This is a genomic window from Pontixanthobacter sp. (assembly GCF_049682855.1).
Lineage (GTDB): Bacteria > Pseudomonadota > Alphaproteobacteria > Sphingomonadales > Sphingomonadaceae > Pontixanthobacter.
The window spans coordinates 185158-202657 of sequence record NZ_JBAUIK010000008.1 but is presented as its reverse complement, the minus strand read 5'-3'; the positions used below and the strand labels follow the sequence as shown (position 1 = coordinate 202657).

The 17500-nt window shown below is 57.6% G+C and carries 17 protein-coding genes; 11 read left to right on the top strand and 6 right to left on the bottom strand.

Going from position 1 to position 17500, the window contains the following annotated elements; translation table 11 throughout:
• Nucleotides 1-112: 112 nt before the first annotated feature.
• The gene (locus WA922_RS04765; RefSeq protein WP_424770530.1) at nucleotides 113-1858 is read right to left on the bottom strand and encodes a solute:sodium symporter family transporter; all 1746 of its coding nucleotides are present in this window, start codon (nucleotides 1856-1858) and stop codon (nucleotides 113-115) included.
• Here WA922_RS04765 and WA922_RS04760 point away from each other — a divergent pair.
• Nucleotides 1843-3096, top strand: a complete 1254-nt coding sequence (locus WA922_RS04760; protein WP_424770529.1) for an acyl-CoA dehydrogenase family protein — start codon at nucleotides 1843-1845, stop codon at nucleotides 3094-3096. The genes WA922_RS04765 and WA922_RS04760 overlap by 16 nt on opposite strands.
• A 108-nt stretch (nucleotides 3097-3204) precedes the next feature.
• Here the strand turns inward: WA922_RS04760 and WA922_RS04755 are convergent, their stop codons facing one another.
• On the bottom strand, nucleotides 3205-3639 hold the full coding sequence (locus WA922_RS04755) for a PRC-barrel domain-containing protein (protein ID WP_424770528.1): 435 nt from the start codon (nucleotides 3637-3639) through the stop codon (nucleotides 3205-3207).
• 177 nt (nucleotides 3640-3816) lie between these two features.
• Nucleotides 3817-3981, bottom strand: coding sequence for a hypothetical protein (locus WA922_RS04750; protein ID WP_424770527.1), 165 nt, complete (start codon nucleotides 3979-3981; stop codon nucleotides 3817-3819).
• Between WA922_RS04750 and WA922_RS04745 the strand changes: the two genes are divergently transcribed.
• Together WA922_RS04745 and WA922_RS04740 are read left to right on the top strand one after the other, a co-directional pair.
• Nucleotides 3980-4450, top strand: coding sequence for a PH domain-containing protein (locus WA922_RS04745; protein ID WP_424770526.1), 471 nt, complete (start codon nucleotides 3980-3982; stop codon nucleotides 4448-4450). The two genes, WA922_RS04750 and WA922_RS04745, sit on opposite strands and share 2 nt — an antisense overlap.
• Nucleotides 4451-4452: 2 nt before the next feature.
• Nucleotides 4453-6033 (top strand): PH domain-containing protein, encoded by a 1581-nt coding sequence (locus WA922_RS04740; RefSeq protein ID WP_424770525.1) that lies wholly within the window; start codon nucleotides 4453-4455, stop codon nucleotides 6031-6033.
• A gap of 16 nt (nucleotides 6034-6049) precedes the next feature.
• On the opposite strand, the gene WA922_RS04735 is transcribed toward WA922_RS04740, so the two are convergent.
• Nucleotides 6050-6355 (bottom strand): GNAT family N-acetyltransferase, encoded by a 306-nt coding sequence (locus WA922_RS04735; RefSeq protein WP_424770524.1) that lies wholly within the window; start codon nucleotides 6353-6355, stop codon nucleotides 6050-6052.
• A gap of 63 nt (nucleotides 6356-6418) precedes the next feature.
• Here WA922_RS04735 and WA922_RS04730 point away from each other — a divergent pair, with 63 nt between their 5' ends.
• Nucleotides 6419-7414, top strand: coding sequence for a threonine aldolase family protein (locus WA922_RS04730; protein ID WP_424770715.1), 996 nt, complete (start codon nucleotides 6419-6421; stop codon nucleotides 7412-7414).
• Nucleotides 7411-8331 carry a DMT family transporter gene (locus WA922_RS04725; RefSeq protein ID WP_424770523.1) on the top strand — a complete coding sequence of 307 codons (921 nt, stop codon included), beginning with the start codon at nucleotides 7411-7413 and terminating at the stop codon, nucleotides 8329-8331. The genes WA922_RS04730 and WA922_RS04725 overlap by 4 nt, the downstream gene beginning before the upstream one ends.
• Before the next feature lie 7 nt (nucleotides 8332-8338).
• Here the strand turns inward: WA922_RS04725 and WA922_RS04720 are convergent, their stop codons facing one another.
• Together WA922_RS04720 and WA922_RS04715 are read right to left on the bottom strand one after the other, a co-directional pair.
• Complete coding sequence (locus tag WA922_RS04720) at nucleotides 8339-9109, bottom strand: SDR family NAD(P)-dependent oxidoreductase (RefSeq protein WP_424770522.1); 771 nt, start codon at nucleotides 9107-9109, stop codon at nucleotides 8339-8341.
• Nucleotides 9106-10350, bottom strand: a complete 1245-nt coding sequence (locus tag WA922_RS04715; protein WP_424770521.1) for a M48 family metallopeptidase — start codon at nucleotides 10348-10350, stop codon at nucleotides 9106-9108. Before WA922_RS04715 ends, WA922_RS04720 begins: the two co-directional genes overlap by 4 nt.
• Nucleotides 10351-10529: 179 nt before the next feature.
• On the opposite strand from WA922_RS04715, the gene pepN reads away from it, so the two are divergent.
• From pepN to WA922_RS04685, 6 genes are all read left to right on the top strand, one after another.
• Complete coding sequence (gene pepN, locus WA922_RS04710; protein ID WP_424770520.1) at nucleotides 10530-13190, top strand: aminopeptidase N; 2661 nt, start codon at nucleotides 10530-10532, stop codon at nucleotides 13188-13190.
• A gap of 5 nt (nucleotides 13191-13195) precedes the next feature.
• Nucleotides 13196-13861: a peptidoglycan editing factor PgeF gene (pgeF, locus tag WA922_RS04705; protein ID WP_424770519.1), complete on the top strand. Its 666-nt coding sequence runs from the start codon at nucleotides 13196-13198 to the stop codon at nucleotides 13859-13861.
• Nucleotides 13862-14125: 264 nt separating this feature from the next.
• Nucleotides 14126-14668: a ubiquinol-cytochrome c reductase iron-sulfur subunit gene (gene petA, locus WA922_RS04700; protein WP_424770518.1), complete on the top strand. Its 543-nt coding sequence runs from the start codon at nucleotides 14126-14128 to the stop codon at nucleotides 14666-14668.
• A 17-nt stretch (nucleotides 14669-14685) separates the two neighbouring features.
• The gene (locus WA922_RS04695; RefSeq protein ID WP_424770517.1) at nucleotides 14686-15975 is read left to right on the top strand and encodes a cytochrome b; all 1290 of its coding nucleotides are present in this window, start codon (nucleotides 14686-14688) and stop codon (nucleotides 15973-15975) included.
• 21 nt (nucleotides 15976-15996) lie between these two features.
• Entirely contained in the window at nucleotides 15997-16845 is an 849-nt protein-coding gene (locus WA922_RS04690; RefSeq protein WP_424770516.1) for a cytochrome c1, read from the top strand.
• Nucleotides 16846-16924: 79 nt separating this feature from the next.
• Nucleotides 16925-17461: an adenine phosphoribosyltransferase gene (locus WA922_RS04685; RefSeq protein ID WP_424770714.1), complete on the top strand. Its 537-nt coding sequence runs from the start codon at nucleotides 16925-16927 to the stop codon at nucleotides 17459-17461.
• The last annotated feature ends 39 nt before the right edge of the window (nucleotides 17462-17500 follow it).

Genomic DNA, 17500 nt, shown 5'->3' with positions numbered 1-17500 from the left:
CTGCAAGGCGGCCGCCAGGCAACATGGCGGTTTGGGGTTTCCAGGGCAGGTGAGGCAGCGATCCGGACCGGTTTCGTCAGGATGGGGCCGGACCCGGCACGGTGGCCAGAGATCAAATTTTCCTGACCGCGCTCTGCCTCGTTCTGGTACGGTGCCATAATGCAGCCAGCAGATTGCCGGCGGCGAGTGCTGCGATAATGCTCCAGAATGCAGTATCGAGCTTGCCAGAGGCCAGGCCGATCGGCGAAAATAGCAAATAGGTTGCGGCGACCAGCGACGTTAGCAAAATAGCGGTTGGGATCGCGCCGCGCCACGGCGTCATATCGGTTTTGGGCCCGTTCGCTGGGCTAAGCGGCCGATCGCGGGGGCGGAACTTGGTGCAGAGCGCCATAATGCCAAGCTCAATCACGAACAGCACTGCGTAAAGATGAAGGAAATGTATAGTGATGACATCATCCAGCACGAATTTGGCGAGGCCATAAGCGATCAGGTGAAAAACAATCACCAGCTTCGCCGCGATTGCCGGGACGCGCTGGGTAAACAGGCCGACCAGCACGATGGTGATGATCGGTATGTTATAGAAGCCGGTGAAAATGCGGATGATCTGCCACAACCCATCGGGCGCGAAATAGAGCAGCGGAGCGACCGCGAAGGACAGCAGCGCAATGACCCCGCTGGCCCATTTGGCGGCGCGCACGACGTGCCGTTCCGCAAGCGACCTGCCCCGCATCGCAGGCAGAATGTCGAGGCAGAACAGCGTTGCCGCGCTGTTCACCAGCGAATTGAATGAACTGAATACCGCGCCTAGCAAGACCGCCAGAAAGACGCCCATCAGCCAAACCGGCAGCAGGTCACGCACCAATGCCGGATATGCAAGATCAATCGTGGAAAGACCGGGGCCATAGAGGTGATAGGCGATAATACCCGGGATCATCATCAGGAAGGGCACCAGCACTTTGAAAAAGCCCGAAAGCAGCACGCCTTTCTGCCCCTCTGCCAGAGATTTCGCTGCCAGAGTACGCTGGATCACATATTGATTGGTACACCAGTAGAACAAATTGGCGATCAGCATACCGGTAAAGATGGTACCGAAAGGCGTCGGATCATCGGGCGCGCCAATGGCATTGAGTTTTTCCGGATGGTCACTGGCAAGCCGCGTCAGCCCTTCCATAAAAGTGCCGCCGCCAATCGCGATCAGGCCCAGCACCAGCACCAGAACGCCGACCACCAGCAAGCCGATGCCATTGATCGTGTCGGACACGGCGACCGCTTTCAGCCCGCCGAAAACTGCGTAGACTGCGCCCGTCAACCCGATCACCAGCACCATCATCACGAGCGCCACAAATTCCCCGACGCCAAACAGCTGTGGTACGTCGAAAATCTTCATCACCGCCAGCGACCCGGAATAAAGGACGGACGGGATGGTGACCAGTCCATAGCCGAGCAGGAACAGCATTGCTGACATTTGCTGCACGCCTACATCGTACCGGCTTTTCAAAAATTCGGGCAGAGTGGTGAATGCGCCAGCCAGATATCGCGGCAAAAAGACCAAGGCCATAACTATGGTGGATATGGCTGCGGTCACTTCCCATGCCATTGACGACATATTGTAACCATAGGCTGAGCCATTGAGGCCGATGAGCTGTTCTGCCGAGAGGTTGGTAAGCAGCAATGACCCGGCGATAAAAATTCCGCTCAGCCCCCGGCCTGCCAGAAAATACCCCTCGCTTGATCCTGAACTGCCTCGCGCCATCCGCCAAGATACCGCTGCGACAATTGCCATGCATCCCGCGCAGCTCGACAGTGTCAGCCACAGGCCTGTGCTATCGCTTATGCTGTCCAGTGAATCTCTCCCCAATCGCCGGCATGGTCTTGCCAGCTTTGGCAGTGCGGGCAATAGCGGCACCAAAAGAAATACCGTTTGGAAGGGGTTGCAATAATTTCGGGCTCAGCGAACAGCAACGAGAATTACAGAATGCCGCGCGCAAATTTGCCCGCGCAGAATTGCCCGACCTGGCACGCGAGATTGAGCGCACTGACGAGCCGGTGCCGCCCGATATGCTGCGCCAATATGGCGCGCTGGGTTTTCTCGGCGTTAATCTGCCGGAACGCTATGGCGGGATGGGTCTTAGCCATCTCGATGCGCTTTTGGTGCTGGAGGAATTTGCGCAAATCTCGGTCGCGGTGGCATTCCCGGTGTTTGAGGCACTGACCGGTCCCGTCCGCACAATTGAGCATTTCGGATCGGACGCGCTGAAAGCCAAAATTTTGCCCGAGATTATTCGCGGAGAGAAAATCGTCGCCGTGGCCATGTCCGAGCCTGAGGCGGGAACGGCGCTGACAGATTTGACAACATCCGCCCGGCAGGACGGCGATGATATCGTCATAAACGGCCGCAAACGCTGGAGCTCTGGTGCGGGCCATTCAGAATATTACATCACCTATTGCCGGTTCGACGATATACCGGGCGCCAAAGGTATCGGCGCGGTGCTGGTAGAGAAGAAGCATACGGGCGTGTCTTTCGGCAAGCGCGAGGAATTGATGGGTTTTCGCGGCATTCCGTCGGCTGATATATTCCTCGACGATGTCCGCGTGCCCCGCGGCAACATGATCATCGGCGCGGGCGGTTTTGGGCAGTTGATGAGTGCGTTCGGGCTGGAACGCTGCGGCAATGCGGCGATGGGGCTGGGCGTTGCGGCGGCGGCATTGGAAGATGCGCTTGCCTATACGCAGGAACGCGAGGCATTTGGCAAGCCGATCGTCGATTTCCAGTCGGTGCAGATCAAGCTGGCGGAAATGGCGATGAAAGTCGACGCGGCGCGGCTGTTGATCTGGCGCGCGGCGGCCAATGCCAAAGATGGGCTGCCGACAGCCTATGAAAGCAGTCTGGCCAAATGTTTCTCTAACGAGATCGTTCGCGAAGTCACCCAAATGGGCGTCCAGGTGATGGGCGGCTATGGCTATTCCAAGGAATATCCGATGGAACAGCGTCTGCGCGATGGCTTCGCATGGGGAATTGCCGGCGGCACGACGGATGTGCAGAAAACAAACATCACGGCGGCCATGATCGGGCGGCGGTTTAACCAGCGGACGTGACGGGTATTGCGGCGCCCCGGGCCAGGCAAAAACACGAAAAAAAAGGCCCCGGAGAGTTCCGGGGCCCTTTTACAAGCAATTTACAGACGCTCAATTGGATTTATCTGATCAGTACATCACGCCGTAATATGCATAGATCTGTTCGCCTGCCGCGCGGTCGAAAATATACTCGTCGTTGCGGTGATAGTTCGGCGCGCCTTTCAGACGGTCCTTGTCAATATTGACGACGTATCCGTTCTTGTCGACCGAATAATCCAGCGATTCCCACGGGACCGGAGTGAATTTTTCGCCAATCCCTAAAAATCCGCCAAAGCTCATCACCGCATATTCCACACGGCCGCTGCGCTTGCCCAGCATCAGCTTATCGATGGTACCTATCTTATCACCGTCAGTCGCGAAGACATCTGTACCCTCTACCTTGTCCGAGGCGATGAGGAAGGACGTTTCGTCACGCTCCAGCGGGCGGCTGCGATCAAATTCGCGGCGCTTGTCCAATTGTTCTGTATCGATAGTTTGTGTCAGTGTTTCGGTTGTATTTTGCATGGAATTGCTCCCAATTGCAGCCAATGCGGACGCGGCCCCGGTTGGGCGCTTGTTTGAAATGATCGACCAGCATGTTGCGCACAATATGTTGGCGCGGTGAGGGATCATTGGCATCGAACATCGCGTTGGCCTGTTCACTATACCAATGCCCGTTAGCTATTGTTGTTCCAAGATTTTTCAATCTTTCCATATGATATGGTTGCTCAAGGCGCTCTGGTGCAGAGAGATATGGGCCGGTCCTAACTGCACGAACAACCAGTGACCGAGCCGCCTTTCAATTTGCGCGGCGGAAAGGGCAAATCGCTTGCCAAAAAGCCGCGCATTACCCATGTCATCGGCCATGATCCAAACAGATGCAGAGCTGACCCCGCTTCACCCCAATCACTTGAAAGTCACCCGCATTGTCGCGGCACTTTGTACCGTGCCGCTCGTGATCGGATCGATTGTGTTGGAGGTGGCCGATGTTGCTCCGCTGGGTGTATTTGTGGTTCCGGCAGTGCTGATCGCTGCGGGTATAATCTTCCGGGTGCCGCTCCGCCGATATCAGGCGCGCGGATATGATGTGGGCGGTGACCGTCTGCGGGTTGTGCGCGGTATCTGGTTCCATTCGGATACGGTGGTGCCGTTTGGTAGAGTGCAGCATATTGATGTTGATCAGGGGCCCTTGCAGCGCGCCTATGATATCGCCACGATTACGGTCCATACCGCTGGCACGCATAATGCTTCGGTTCATTTGCCCGGACTGCTGAACGAAGACGCGTTGGCAATGCGCGAACAGATCCGTGCGCATATCAAGCAGGAGGCGGTCTGACCGTGGCCGTGAGCGAGGCCGATATGGCATCCACGATGTCATCTGTGCCGCCGCAGCGCAGCGGGGAGCCATTGCGCAAACATCCGCTCAGCTTCGTTGTGGCAGGCATTGCCGGATTGCAGAATGCGCTGTTCCCGATGGTCGCAGCGTATTTTTCCATGCGCGAGAAATCATGGGCACTGCTGGCCGCTCTGGGCATCGGAACGATCGTCGCTCTGGTCAGTGCCGGATTGGCCTATCTCGGGTGGCGGCGGTTTACCTACCAGATTGGCGAGACAGATATTCGCGTGGATAGCGGAATACTCTCGCGCACTGCGCGCTCGGTCCCGTTTGAGCGGATTCAGGATGTGAGTTTGGAACAGACCCTGCTGCCGCGGCTGCTCGGCCTGGTGCAGGTAAAATTTGAAACCGGTGCAGGCGGCGATGAAGAAATTGCCCTGCGCTATCTGTCGGAAGACCAGGGTGAGACTCTACGCGAGCTCGTCCGCGCGCGCAAGGATGGGGCAGAGGCAGAGGCTGCGGATACTCGTGAAAGCGGCGATGTTCCGGCAAGACACGAAGACGCGCCCGACGTTCTGTTCACGATGGACCAGAAACGCCTGTTGACCTTTGGCCTGTTTGAATTTTCGCTGGCCGTATTTGCAGTGCTGGCAGGCCTGTTTCAATATGTTGAGACATTTGCCTCCATCCAGCTTTTCGACATCAAATTCTGGGAAGAGAACGTCGCTGACACGGGAAATGCAGTGTCAGCATGGGGCCCGGCGGTGCAATTTATCGCAGCGGGTGCGGGGCTCGTGACATTGTTTATCATCGGGTCGGTGACAGGATTGGTGCGTACGGTCCTGCGGGATTGGGGATTTGTGCTGGAGCGCACCGCCAAGGGGTTTCGCCGCCGACGCGGATTATTGACCAAGACTGACGTAGTGATGCCGATCCACCGTGTACAGGCGATCAATACCAGTACCGGTTTTATCCGCCGCCGGTTCGGCTGGCATGCATTGAAATTTGTCAGTCTGGCACAGGATAGTGGCGGATCGAGCCATGATGTAGCGCCATTTGCAAAACTGTCTGAAATCGAACCAATCGCTCGCACAGCCGGTTTTGCAATCAGGCCGCAAGCGGGCGCGCGGTGGTATCGCGGCAGCCGCAATTACCGGATCGATAGCGCGCTTATCGATCTGGCAGTTATGCTCATCATCGCCGGCGGTGTTGCAGCTGGACTGTTCTTCAGCGCGTTTGCCTCGCCGTTTTACGCCGCAATCATTGTGGCTGCCGGGATAGTATTGTCGCTGCGGGAGGTGTTTTTGTGGCGGTATGATTTCAATGCGCTCGATGCAGCTTATGTGTTTGCCAGGCAAGGCTGGCTTGCACCGCATCTTGATGTCGCCTCGCGGGTCAAATTGCAATCGGTCGAGATCGCGCGCGGCCCCATTGCCAGGCGGCGCGGCTATGCCACCCTACATCTGGGACTGGCCGGCGGAACGCTGGCTTTGGAAGGGTTACCGGTGGAACGCGCCAGAGAATTGCGCCGCGCCATTCTGGACAGCATTTCTGGCACCGACTTTTCGGAATTAACTGGCTAAGCCGCCGGGTAAAGGGTCACGCCTTTACATCACTCCATTGGGGGTTCTGTGCAAATTTCCTGGCGACATAGGAACATTCGGGCACGATTTTGAAGCCCTGTTCGCGGGCATCGGCGACCATAGCATCAACCAGCTGGGCCGCCACGCCGCGCCCGCCGATCTCGCGCGGCACCAGAGTATGTTCTGCCGCCCGGGCATCACCGCGCCGGACCCATGTCAGACGGCCTATCGCTTTCGTGCCGTCGATATGTGCATGATATTCGCCGGAACCATCATCATCATCGTCGGCGCGGCGGGTTATCGTAATACCTTCGATTGCCATATGTACTCTCCTTCTTGCAAGTAACGCGGCACTGCGTCAGGGCGTTCCGCGATGACTACGCCCATGCTCTTTATGTCCGACAATGCCGCATCGGTGCATCCCGCCGTGTGGAACGCCATGCGCGCTGCTGATGCACCCGATGCGCCCTATGACGGTGATGCCGTGTCGCAGCAGTTGGATGCACGCTTTGGTGCGTTGTTTGGCCGCGAATGCACCGTTTTGTGGGTGGCAACCGGCACTGCGGCGAATTGTCTTGCATTGGCCAGCATGGTGCCCCCGCATGGCGGCGTGATATGCCACCGCGAAGCGCATATTGAAATGGATGAAGGCGGCGCGCCGGGATTCTATCTCCACGGTGCAAAGCTGATGCTGGCCGACGGCGAGAGCGCAAAACTCACGCCTGATGCTGTGCGCAATGCGATCGACCCCATTCGCGATGATGTGCATCAGGTCCAACCGCACGCGATTTCGATCACGCAGGCGAGCGAGTATGGCTGCGTTTATCGCCCGGATGAAATTGCGGCGCTGGCCAAGCTCGCGAAGGAACGCGGTCTGGGGCTGCAAATGGACGGTGCCCGTTTCGCCAATGCGTGTGCATTTCTGGGCGGCCATGCCGCCGATGCGGCGGGACCAGTGGATGCGCTCAGTTTCGGCTTTGTCAAAAATGGCGGGCTCGGCGCAGAAGCCATCGTGTTTTTTGACACGCAGCTGGCCGATGTCGCGCGCTACCGCCGCAAGCGGGCAGGCCATCTGCAAAGCAAGGGACGTTATCTGGCAGCACAATTGCTTGCGATGCTGGACGGCGATGTATGGCTGGACAATGCCCGCGCGGCCAACGCCGCCGCTGCTGAAATCGCTTCGGTCGCCAACGCCCGGCTGATGCATCCGGTGGAAGCCAACGAAATATTTCTGCGGTGCAGCGCAGCAGAGCGTGAGGCTCTGCGGATGCAAGGCTTCCGGTTCTACGATTGGGGCGCTGATGCCGCGCGGCTGGTCACCGCATGGAACACTCCGCAAGAGCACGCTGTGGCCCTGTCCAAAGCCATCGCCAGCCTATGAGCGCGCAGCTTTCAGAAGACAATCCGCATACATTGCTGCGGCCAGCGATAGCGTTGCCGTTTCTGCTGGTCGCACTGATTTGGGGCAGCACATGGTATGTGATCACTGGCCAGATCAGCGATGTGCCGGCAAGCTGGTCAATCACCTACCGTTTCGCGCTGGCCACACCGGCGATGTTTGTCGTGGCGCTGGCAATGGGGCGCAGTCTGGCAATCGGTAGAGCGGGCCACGGGCTGGCTGTGTTCATCGGCCTTACCCAGTTCTGCCTCAATTTCAATTTTGTCTACCGCGCGGAATTGCATCTTACATCGGGGGTTGTCGCGGTCATGTTTGGCCTGTTGATGGTGCCCAATGTTCTGTTTGGGCGATTGATCCTGAAGCAGCCCGTGACGGCGCGCTTTCTTGCCGGAAGCAGCGTGGCGATTGCCGGTATCGCTCTGCTTCTGCTGCACGAAGCGCGGCTGTCTCCGCTGGGCGGAAATGTGGGGCTGGGTGTGTTGCTCGCGATTGGCGGTATTCTGGCCGCATCCATAGCCAATGTGGTACAGGCGAATGAAACCGGCCGCGCTCTGCCGATGGTCAGTCTGCTGGCATGGTCGATGCTGTATGGCACGATCATCGATTTTGGTCTGGCGTGGATCACTGCGGGGCCGCCGGTCTTTCCGGATCGGTGGGACTATTGGGCCGGGGCCGCCTGGCTGGGGCTGGCCGGATCTGTGGTCACTTTCCCGCTTTACTACACTATTGTGCGCACTATCGGCGCGGGCCGCGCGGCCTATAATTCGGTAATGGTGATTATTGTGGCCATGCTCATCTCCACCTTTGTCGAGGGATATCAGTGGTCATGGCTGGCGGCTGGCGGCGGGGTGCTGGCCCTGTCGGGAATGGTTCTTGCACTAAGAGCCCGCAAAAGTTGACGCCCATTCACAGCAAGGCGCGTAATCCTGCGCGGTAATCACGATAGGCAGGTTGCCAGCCTAAAACCCGCTTGGCTTTGCCATTGGCAACGCGGCGGTTCTCCGAATAAAATCCCAGCGCCATTGGCGACAGATTGGCGTCCTCCAGCGTCTGCAATGGCGGCGGCGCTTTGCCAAGCAGCCGGCTGACTTCCTCGATCACGGTATTTTGCGGGCATGGCAGATCGTCGGCCAGATTATATGCGCCTTCCGGTCCGTCAAATCCTGCAATAATCCCGGCGACGATATCATCAACATGAATGCGGCTGAAGACCTGGCCGGGCAAGTCGATCCGGTTTGCCTTGCCGCTTTTCACTCGGTCAAATGCGCTGCGGCCCGGCCCGTATATTCCCGGAAGACGAAATACACGCGCGCCCGCTTCCAGCCACCGTGCGTCGCACGCGGCGCGGTCTTGACGCCGCCCGCCGCCGGTGGGTGCGCTTTCATCGACCCATGCACCCTCCGCATCACCATACACGCCAGTGGAGGACAGATAGCCGAGCCATTGCGCGCCGAGCGCGTCACCGTATCTGTCCAGCACCGGATCGCTGCCACCGGAGGGCGGCACAGAGGATACCACATGTGTAGCCTTGGCAAGCGCAGCATGGACAGCGCCTTTGTCAGTAAATGCGATATTGCCCGCGCTACCGGTGGCATCGACCGTCCACCCCATCGCCCGCACCGCTTCCGCTAATCTGGCCGCGGTATAGCCCAGCCCGAAAATCAACATATGGCTCATTGCGGGTCTAAATAGCCGTCTTCCGGTACGATCATAACAGGATCGGGCACATTATCGGCTTTCCACTGCATTGACCGCCTCACGCGGTTTTCCCCCGATGGGTGCGTATAGAACAGAAATTCCTCGACCGGCCCTGCTTCAATCTTGCGATATTCGCTCAGGCGCATGGCGGCGCGTGCGAACCCGTCAGGCTCCCTAGCGGCTTCCAATCCAAACGCGTCAGCCTCGTTTTCCTGCACCCGGGTGATCGTGTTGAAAGCCGGTGTTGCGAGCATGAAATACACCGATAGCACAATGCCGAGCACTGGCAGCGAAGCCGGATCACCGACATCGCGCACGCCCCATCGCTCCCCATATTTGCTTATCAGCCACGGCGACATGCGGCTGACCACGAACAATCCGATGCCGATGATCGCCAGCATATAGAGGACACGCCAAAGGCCGTGATTCAATTTGTAATGGCCCAGCTCATGCCCCATCACAGCCACGATTTCTTCCTCGCTGGTGCGCTCAAGCAGATTGTCATTGAGCGAAATACGGATGGTCGGGCCCAGGCCCGACACATTGGCTGAAATGCGTTTGTTCTGCTTCGACTGGTCAAACACATAGATATTATCCGCAGGCACATCATAGGCAGCGGCCATCGCTACAATCCGGTCGCGCAGCGGGCCATCTTCCATCTCAGTATAGCTATTGAACAAGGGCGCGATGAATACCGGTGCGACCATTATACCGATGACCAGAAATACGCCGATAACGCCCGTTCCCAGCGCCCACCAATGGCGCGGAAATTTGCGTATGACCATATAGATGACCGCGAATAAGATCGGCACAATCAGCAGCGATATGCCGAACGACATTATCACCTCGCCAAACCACTCGCCAAAGTTCTGGTCGAGCAGATCATACTCTTTCTCGCGGAAAAAGCCGGTATAGATCGCCCAGGGAAGGCCAAGTACCCACCCCGTCAGACTATAGAGCACAGCTGTCAGCCAGGTGACCGCAAAGGGCCGGCTGAAGACCCGCTCGCCCAGAGCGCGGAACCGGTTGGCGAGGCCAAAATCCAGGATCAGCCAATCGACCAGCACTGCGGCCATAGTGCCAAACAGGATCAACCAGTAACCGCCTTCAAAATACGCATCCGAGCTTGCGCGCGCGGCGCCTTGCAGCGTATCAAGATAGGCACGTGTGGCGGCCTCAACATCAAAAACAGGCGCCGCACTGGCGAGAATCTCAATCATTGACGGGGTTCCTCCTCAACAGCCCGTGCTGCTGCCGGTTTGCGCGGCTGTTTGTCAATGCCGGTGACATGTGCAGGGTGCAATCGGCCGGGCGCGATGCGTTCTGGGGCCGCGGCGAGGACCGGCGCTTCGCAGTGTTCCTACTGGACGCGGGCCCACAAACACCTAGATACCCTATCATGGACATTGCAACCAATCCCGAAATGGCAGACGCTGCCCCGACCCCGCACCAACCACCGGTCATCCGGCGGGAGGATTATACGCCGTTTGCCTGGCTGGTGCCGGAAACACAGCTGGCATTCGCGCTGGGGCTGGACACCACGCGGATTACCGCAACCCTGTCGATCGCCCCCAATCCGGCGGCGGATATTTCATCCACCATCCGCCTGAACGGGGATGGACTGAAGGCGGTTTCGGTCACCGTGGACGGAACGCCGGTCAGCGATTGGACAATCGATGGCGGGGATCTGCTGGTGCCGCTCAGTGCCGCTCCGCATACGCTGGAGATTGTGACCGAGGTCAACCCGTCGGCCAATACGCAATTGATGGGGCTGTATGGATCGGGCGGCATGCTGTGCACTCAATGCGAAGCGGAAGGCTTCCGCCGGATCACGTTCTTCCCCGACCGGCCCGATGTGCTGTCGATCTACACCGTGACTATGACCGGCGCCAAGGATGCATTTCCGGTGCTGCTGTCAAATGGCAATAAAGTGGATGCCGGTGATAATGGTGATGGTACGCACTGGGCACAGTGGCATGATCCCTGGCCCAAGCCGTCCTATCTTTTCGCTCTGGTGGCGGGCGATCTGGTCGCCAACACAGACAGTTTCACCACGATGTCCGGCCGAGTTGTTGAGTTGGCGATTTATGTGCGCGCCCAGAATGATGGCGGCGATTTGCGCCGCACCGATCATGCGATGCGCTCGCTCATCAAATCGATGGAGTGGGACGAGCAAACTTTTGGCCGTGAATATGATCTGGATGTCTTCAATATCGTCGCGGTAAGCGATTTCAACATGGGCGCGATGGAGAATAAGGGCCTGAATGTCTTCAACACCAAATATGTGCTGGCGGATGCCGATACGGCCACCGATAGCGATTTTGACGGTGTGGAAGGCGTTATCGCGCATGAATATTTTCACAACTGGTCGGGCAACCGGGTCACCTGCCGCGACTGGTTCCAGCTGAGCCTGAAAGAAGGTTTCACAGTGCTGCGCGATCAGATGTTCAGCCAGGATATGCAGGGCGAAGCGGTCAAACGGATCGAAGATGTAAGAATTTTGCGCGGCGTACAATTCCCTGAAGATTCCGGCCCGCTTGCGCACCCGATCCGGCCCGACAGTTTCCGCGAAATCTCCAATTTCTACACTGCGACGATATATAATAAAGGCGCAGAAGTGATCCGCATGATGCAGACACTTGCCCGGTTCGAATGCGGGGCAGAAGCGTTCCGCAGCGGGACCGATCTGTATTTTGATCGCCATGATGGGGAAGCCGCCACATGCGAAGATTTCATCGCCGCGATGGAAGATGGCGCGGGTCTTGATCTCACGCAGTTCCGCCTGTGGTATGCGCAGGCCGGCACTCCGCAGATAAGCATCGCGGCGGAGCATTCAGGGGACGCTGTCACGCTGAAGATCAGCCAAACCGTGCCGGACACACCGGGACAGAAAGACAAACTGCCCATGCCCGTCCCGCTCAAGATCGCTCTGTTTGACCGGGCCAGCGGCACACATAATGGTGAGCAGCTGCTGGTCTGTGATGCCGCGCAGCAGAGTTTCACTTTTGCCGGATTTGCGGACAAACCGGTGCTATCGGTCAATCGCGGTTTCTCTGCGCCGGTCACCATCACGCGCGATATTGCTGATGAGGACCTGGTCTTCCTCGCCGCGAAGGACGATGATTCCTTCGCCCGCTATGAAGCGATGCAGGATTTGGTGGTGCGGCATCTGACGGCCGCCTCATCGGGCAGATTGAACGATGCGGATCGTGAGACGGCGCGCCGGGCAATCGGCAATGCGTTTGCCGCGATTGTTGCCGATACCCAGCTTGATGATTCGATGCGGGGCGAGTTGATGATGCTGCCCGGCATCACCTATCTGGCGGAACAACAGCCGGTATCCGATCCATCGGTTATCCATTCAGAACGTGAGGCGCTCAAAGCGTGGCTTGGCAGGCAATATGAAGCGCAGTTAACCGCTTTGCACGAACGCACTGCCCAGATGCCATTCGGGTTGGAGCAAGCTGCGCGCGGGGCTCGCAAAGCCAAAACGCAGGCTCTTGTCTTTTGTGCGGCAGGCAATCCTCAGCGCGGCGCGGACATGGCAGCGGCGCAATATCATGCCGCCGATAACATGACTGACAGGCAGGGCGCCCTGATGGTGCTGACCGGCCTGAACAGCGCCGCGCGGACCAACGCGCTCATTGATTTCCATCGCCGCTATGCAGACAACGCGCTAGTGATCGACAAATGGTTTGCGCTTCAGGCATCGTCTTTGCACCCGCGTGCAATCGACCATGTGAAGGCACTGGCGGATCACCAGGATTTCACTTTGCGCAATCCCAACCGTGTGCGGTCTCTTTACATGGCGTTTGCCGCCAATCCCCATGCGTTTCATGCGGCCGATGGTGAAGGGTACCAGATCATTGCCGATCTGATCATCGCACTTGACCCGATTAACCCGCAAACAGCGGCACGATTTGTGACGCCGCTTGGCCGGTGGAAGCGCATTGAACCAGCGCGCTCGGCCCTGATGCGCGAACAACTGGCCAAAATTGCAGCGGTGCAAACTCTCTCACGCGATACGTTTGAGCAGGTATCGCGCTCGCTAGAGCGCTGATCGGGATGGGCGCGCTGCACTCGGCATTGCTGGCTGCGGTTCCGCACGGTTTCTCGACCCGTGCAGGGCTGGCCGATTTTACCGGTCTTGTCGCTGCACCTTTCGTGACCCTGCGTCAGGTGCATTCTGCCGATGTGATTGTGGTACGGGGGCCGTGGCAGAGCGGCGCCGCACCGGCGGCAGACGCGATGGTGACCACGCAGCGCGGATTGCCACTGGCCATTGCCACTGCCGATTGCGCGCCGGTTTTGCTGGCGGATATCGATGCCGGTGTGATCGGTGCGGCTCATGCCGGATGGCGCGGGGCGGTTGGCGGTGTGGTGGAGAACACCGTTTCAGCAATGGAGCAGTCAGGTGCGCGGCGCAGCGCGATCATCGCGGCTATCGGGCCATGTATTGCGCAGGCCAATTATGAAGTGGATGCCGCCTTTCGGGACCGGTTTGGCAATGCCGCATCGCCATTTTTCGTGCCGGGTGCGAAAGATCACTGGCATTTTGACTTGCCCGGTTTTGTCGCAGAGCAGTTGACAGTGGCGGGGGTCGGGCAGGTCGATGATTTGGCGTGCGATACCTATGCGCAGTCCGGCCTGTTTCATTCCTACCGCCGAGCCATGCATGCTCAGGTCAAAAACGATGGGCGGCAATTTAGCTATATTGCCTTGCCCGGTTAGGGGTATGGCGGTTTCGCGCTGCCGCCGCGCGTTGCATGAAATGGAATGGCTGGTGCCAAAAAGGCGGTTGGCACTGGCGTCCAACCGGTCTAGAGGCTGGGCGCAGCCGGTAAATACCGGGTGCGTTTGTGTACCTGGTGCATGCCGCTACAGGGGCGATAATACGGGCAGCCGGCGTTCCCCCTTTCGCGGTCAAAAGATCGGTAATGTATAATAGCTGTACCGCATGTTTAACGGGACAGATTGCAGGCAAGGCAGGCTATAATGGCTGAAACAGAAGCTGAAGACGGTGTACGTCGGCGTGACTTTATTCATATTGCGGCATTGGGCACAGCCGGTGTCGGCGGTGTATTTGCAGTTCTCCCGCTGGTCAGCCAGATGGCTCCCTCGGCTGATGTGCTTGCAGAAAGCAGCACCGAAATTGATGTTTCCGCGATTGAACCGGGCCAGACGGTAAAGGCGATATTCCGCAAGCAACCGCTGTTTGTCCGCCGCCTCACCGAAGCGGAAATTTCTGACGCCAATGCTGTTGATGTTGGCAGTCTCCGCGATCCGCAATCGCTTGATGACCGGACGCAGGCAGGCCACCGGGATATGCTGATCACGATGGGTGTATGCACGCATCTGGGCTGCGTACCGCAAGGCGCGGCCGAGGGTGAGGTGAAAGGCGAGTTTGGCGGATATTTCTGCCCCTGCCACGGATCGCATTACGATACTGCTGGGCGCATCCGCAAGGGTCCTGCGCCAACCAATCTGGTCGTACCGGATTATGCATTTGATTCCGACACCGTCGTAACTGTTGGGTAAGTGAGAAGAGAAGCGATATGAGTTTTCCCTGGGCACGCCAATATGAGCCGGCAAACGGCTTCACAAAATTTCTCGACGAGCGGCTGCCATTGCCGCGCCTCGTCTATAATGCAGTGGGTGCCGGTTATCCGGTTCCGCGCAATCTGAGCTATTTCTGGAATTTCGGTGTGCTCGCCGGATTTTTTCTGGTTACACAGATTGTAACGGGTGTCGTTCTGGCGATGCATTACGCTGCGAATGCGGGCGTTGCATTCGATCAGGTTGAGCACATCATGCGCGACGTAAACTGGGGTTGGCTGCTGCGCTATGCCCATATGAACGGGGCGCATTTCTTCTTCATCGTGGTGTATGTCCATATTTTCCGCGGGCTTTTCTACAGTTCTTACAAAGCGCCCCGTGAAATGATCTGGTTGCTTGGCGTAACGATCTTCCTGCTGATGATGGCGACCGCATTCATGGGGTATGTGCTGCCGTGGGGCCAGATGAGCTTCTGGGGCGCGAAAGTCATTACCGGACTGTTCGGTGCCATCCCGCTGGTGGGTGAGCCGTTGCAAGTATGGCTGGTGGGTGGTTTCTCCCCCGATAATGCCGCGCTAAACCGGTTCTTTAGTCTGCACTTCCTGCTGCCATTTGTGATCCTGGGTGTAGTTATTCTTCACGTTTGGGCGTTGCATATCCCCGGCTCCTCGAACCCTACCGGTGTCGAGGTGAAGAAAGAAAGCGATACGCTTCCGTTTCATCCTTACTATACGGCAAAGGATGGGTTCGGGCTCGGCGTGGTGCTGATCTTCTTTATGGGCGTGGTGTTTCTATCACCGAACCTGCTTGGCCATCCGGACAACTATATCGAAGCGAACCCGCTTGCGACACCGGCGCACATTCTGCCGGAATGGTATTTCTTCCCGTTCTACGCAATTTTGCGCGCTTTCACGGTTGATTTCATCCTCTCTGCAAAACTGTGGGGTGTTATCGCCATGTTCTCGTCCATTCTGGTCTGGTTCTTCCTTCCCTGGCTGGACAAATCACCGGTTCGGTCGGGTCATTACCGCCCGCTGTTCCGCAAATTTTTCTGGTTCGGTCTGATCCCGACAATGGCGATGCTGTTCTATCTTGGAGGCGCGCCGGCGGAAGAGCCCTATGTGATGCTCAGCCAGGTCTTCACAGCCTATTACTTCCTGCATTTCCTGGTCATCTTGCCGATAATATCGTCGATCGAGAAGCCAGTGCCGCTGCCATACTCAATCACCGAAGCGGTTCTGGGTTCGGATGATGATGCGAAAATGCCTGCCGGCGCAGTCAAAGCCTGAGGATAAGAGAGAGTATTAATCATGATCCGTATTGGTGGTATCCTCGTCGGTCTCGGCTTCGCAGTCGTCGTCCTTTTTTCTTTCGTCATTGGCGCTTACAATTTCGCCACCGAGGAAAAGCAGGGCGCGGCGGAGTATGAATTCTACAAGAAACCTGAAAAGGCCGACTTTGCGCATGATGGCACATTGGGAACGTGGGATCTGGCTCAGCTGCAGCGCGGCTATCAAGTGTACAAGGAAGTGTGCGCGGCCTGTCACTCGCTGAAATTTGTTGCCTTCCGCGATCTGGCTGCTCTGGGTTACACAGAAGATGAAGTGAAGGCGCTGGCTGCTGAGTGGCAGGTGCCCGGCATCGATCCCAATACCGGCGAAGACATTCTCCGCCCTGGCTCGCCAACCGATAACTTCCCGCTGGTCTATCCCAACAATGTGGCGGCCGCTGCGGCCAACAATAACGCGATCCCGCCGGATCTGTCCTTGATGGCGAAGGCACGTGCTGATGGCACGAATTACATTCACTCGCTTTTGTCTGGCTACGGCCCGATTCCTGGGGAATTAAAGGAAAAATATCCTGATTTTGAAACGCCGCCAGGTTTGTATTTCAACCAGTATTTTCCCAACCTCAATATCGCTATGGCACCGCCGATTGCGATCGAGGACCAGGTAAGCTACGCGGACGGCACCAAAGCGACTGTCCAGCAAATGTCTCAGGATGTCGCTGCCTTCCTGACTTGGACTGCGGAACCCAAACTGGTTGAGCGCAAGCAATCGGGCCTCCCTGTTTTGGGCTTTCTGATCTTTGCGACCATTTTGGCGTATCTGTCCAAACAGCAAATCTGGGCGGCAGTAAAACCCAAGAAAAAGGGCTGATCTTCATCTGCCGTTCCCATTACAGGCATGCGCGTATTTATCCCGGTGAAGAACAACGCGCCGTACTATGATGGCCGCAATCACCCCTGATGATCTGAGGTCGCTCATTCGTACGGTGCCGGATTTTCCCAAACCGGGAATACAGTTCCGCGATATCACGACACTGATCGCTGATGGCGAAGGGCTGGCTGCGACAATCGATCATTTGGCACGGCATGCCGCAGCGCAGGGGGCGCAGGCTATTGCCGGAATGGAAGCGCGCGGCTTCATCTTTGGTGCCGCGGTCGCGGCCCAGCTCCGGCTTCCGTTCATTCCATTGCGCAAACCGGGTAAATTGCCGGTGGAAACAATCAGTGTTGAATATGCGCTGGAATATGCAGCTGACCGGCTCGAGCTCGACCCGCTATGTGTTAAAACTGGACAGCGTGTTGTAATTGTCGATGATCTTATCGCCACCGGGGGCACTGCGGAGGCCGCGATTTCTCTGCTGCGGCGCGCGGGTGCGCGGGTCGAGGATGCTATATTTGTGATCGATTTGCCAGATTTGGGCGGGACGGCGCGTTTGCATGCTGCCAATGTGGCCGTGACCGCGCTCATGGCCTTTTCCGGAGATTAGTTCTACAGCCACTCAGGCTGCCTTTCAAATCCAACACAT

Bases quoted from the DNA above. Each gene is read 5' to 3' on its own strand.
- WA922_RS04755 (WP_424770528.1), bottom strand. From the start codon at position 3,639: ATGCAAAATACAACCGAAACACTGACACAAACTATCGATACAGAACAA.
- WA922_RS04745 (WP_424770526.1), top strand. From the start codon at position 3,980: ATGATCCAAACAGATGCAGAGCTGACCCCGCTTCACCCCAATCACTTG.
- WA922_RS04750 (WP_424770527.1), bottom strand. From the start codon at position 3,981: ATGGCCGATGACATGGGTAATGCGCGGCTTTTTGGCAAGCGATTTGCC.
- WA922_RS04735 (WP_424770524.1), bottom strand. From the start codon at position 6,355: ATGGCAATCGAAGGTATTACGATAACCCGCCGCGCCGACGATGATGAT.
- WA922_RS04730 (WP_424770715.1), top strand. From the start codon at position 6,419: ATGCTCTTTATGTCCGACAATGCCGCATCGGTGCATCCCGCCGTGTGG.
- WA922_RS04725 (WP_424770523.1), top strand. From the start codon at position 7,411: ATGAGCGCGCAGCTTTCAGAAGACAATCCGCATACATTGCTGCGGCCA.
- WA922_RS04720 (WP_424770522.1), bottom strand. From the start codon at position 9,109: ATGAGCCATATGTTGATTTTCGGGCTGGGCTATACCGCGGCCAGATTA.
- WA922_RS04715 (WP_424770521.1), bottom strand. From the start codon at position 10,350: ATGATTGAGATTCTCGCCAGTGCGGCGCCTGTTTTTGATGTTGAGGCC.
- pepN (WP_424770520.1), top strand. From the start codon at position 10,530: ATGGACATTGCAACCAATCCCGAAATGGCAGACGCTGCCCCGACCCCG.
- pgeF (WP_424770519.1), top strand. From the start codon at position 13,196: ATGGGCGCGCTGCACTCGGCATTGCTGGCTGCGGTTCCGCACGGTTTC.
- petA (WP_424770518.1), top strand. From the start codon at position 14,126: ATGGCTGAAACAGAAGCTGAAGACGGTGTACGTCGGCGTGACTTTATT.
- WA922_RS04695 (WP_424770517.1), top strand. From the start codon at position 14,686: ATGAGTTTTCCCTGGGCACGCCAATATGAGCCGGCAAACGGCTTCACA.
- WA922_RS04690 (WP_424770516.1), top strand. From the start codon at position 15,997: ATGATCCGTATTGGTGGTATCCTCGTCGGTCTCGGCTTCGCAGTCGTC.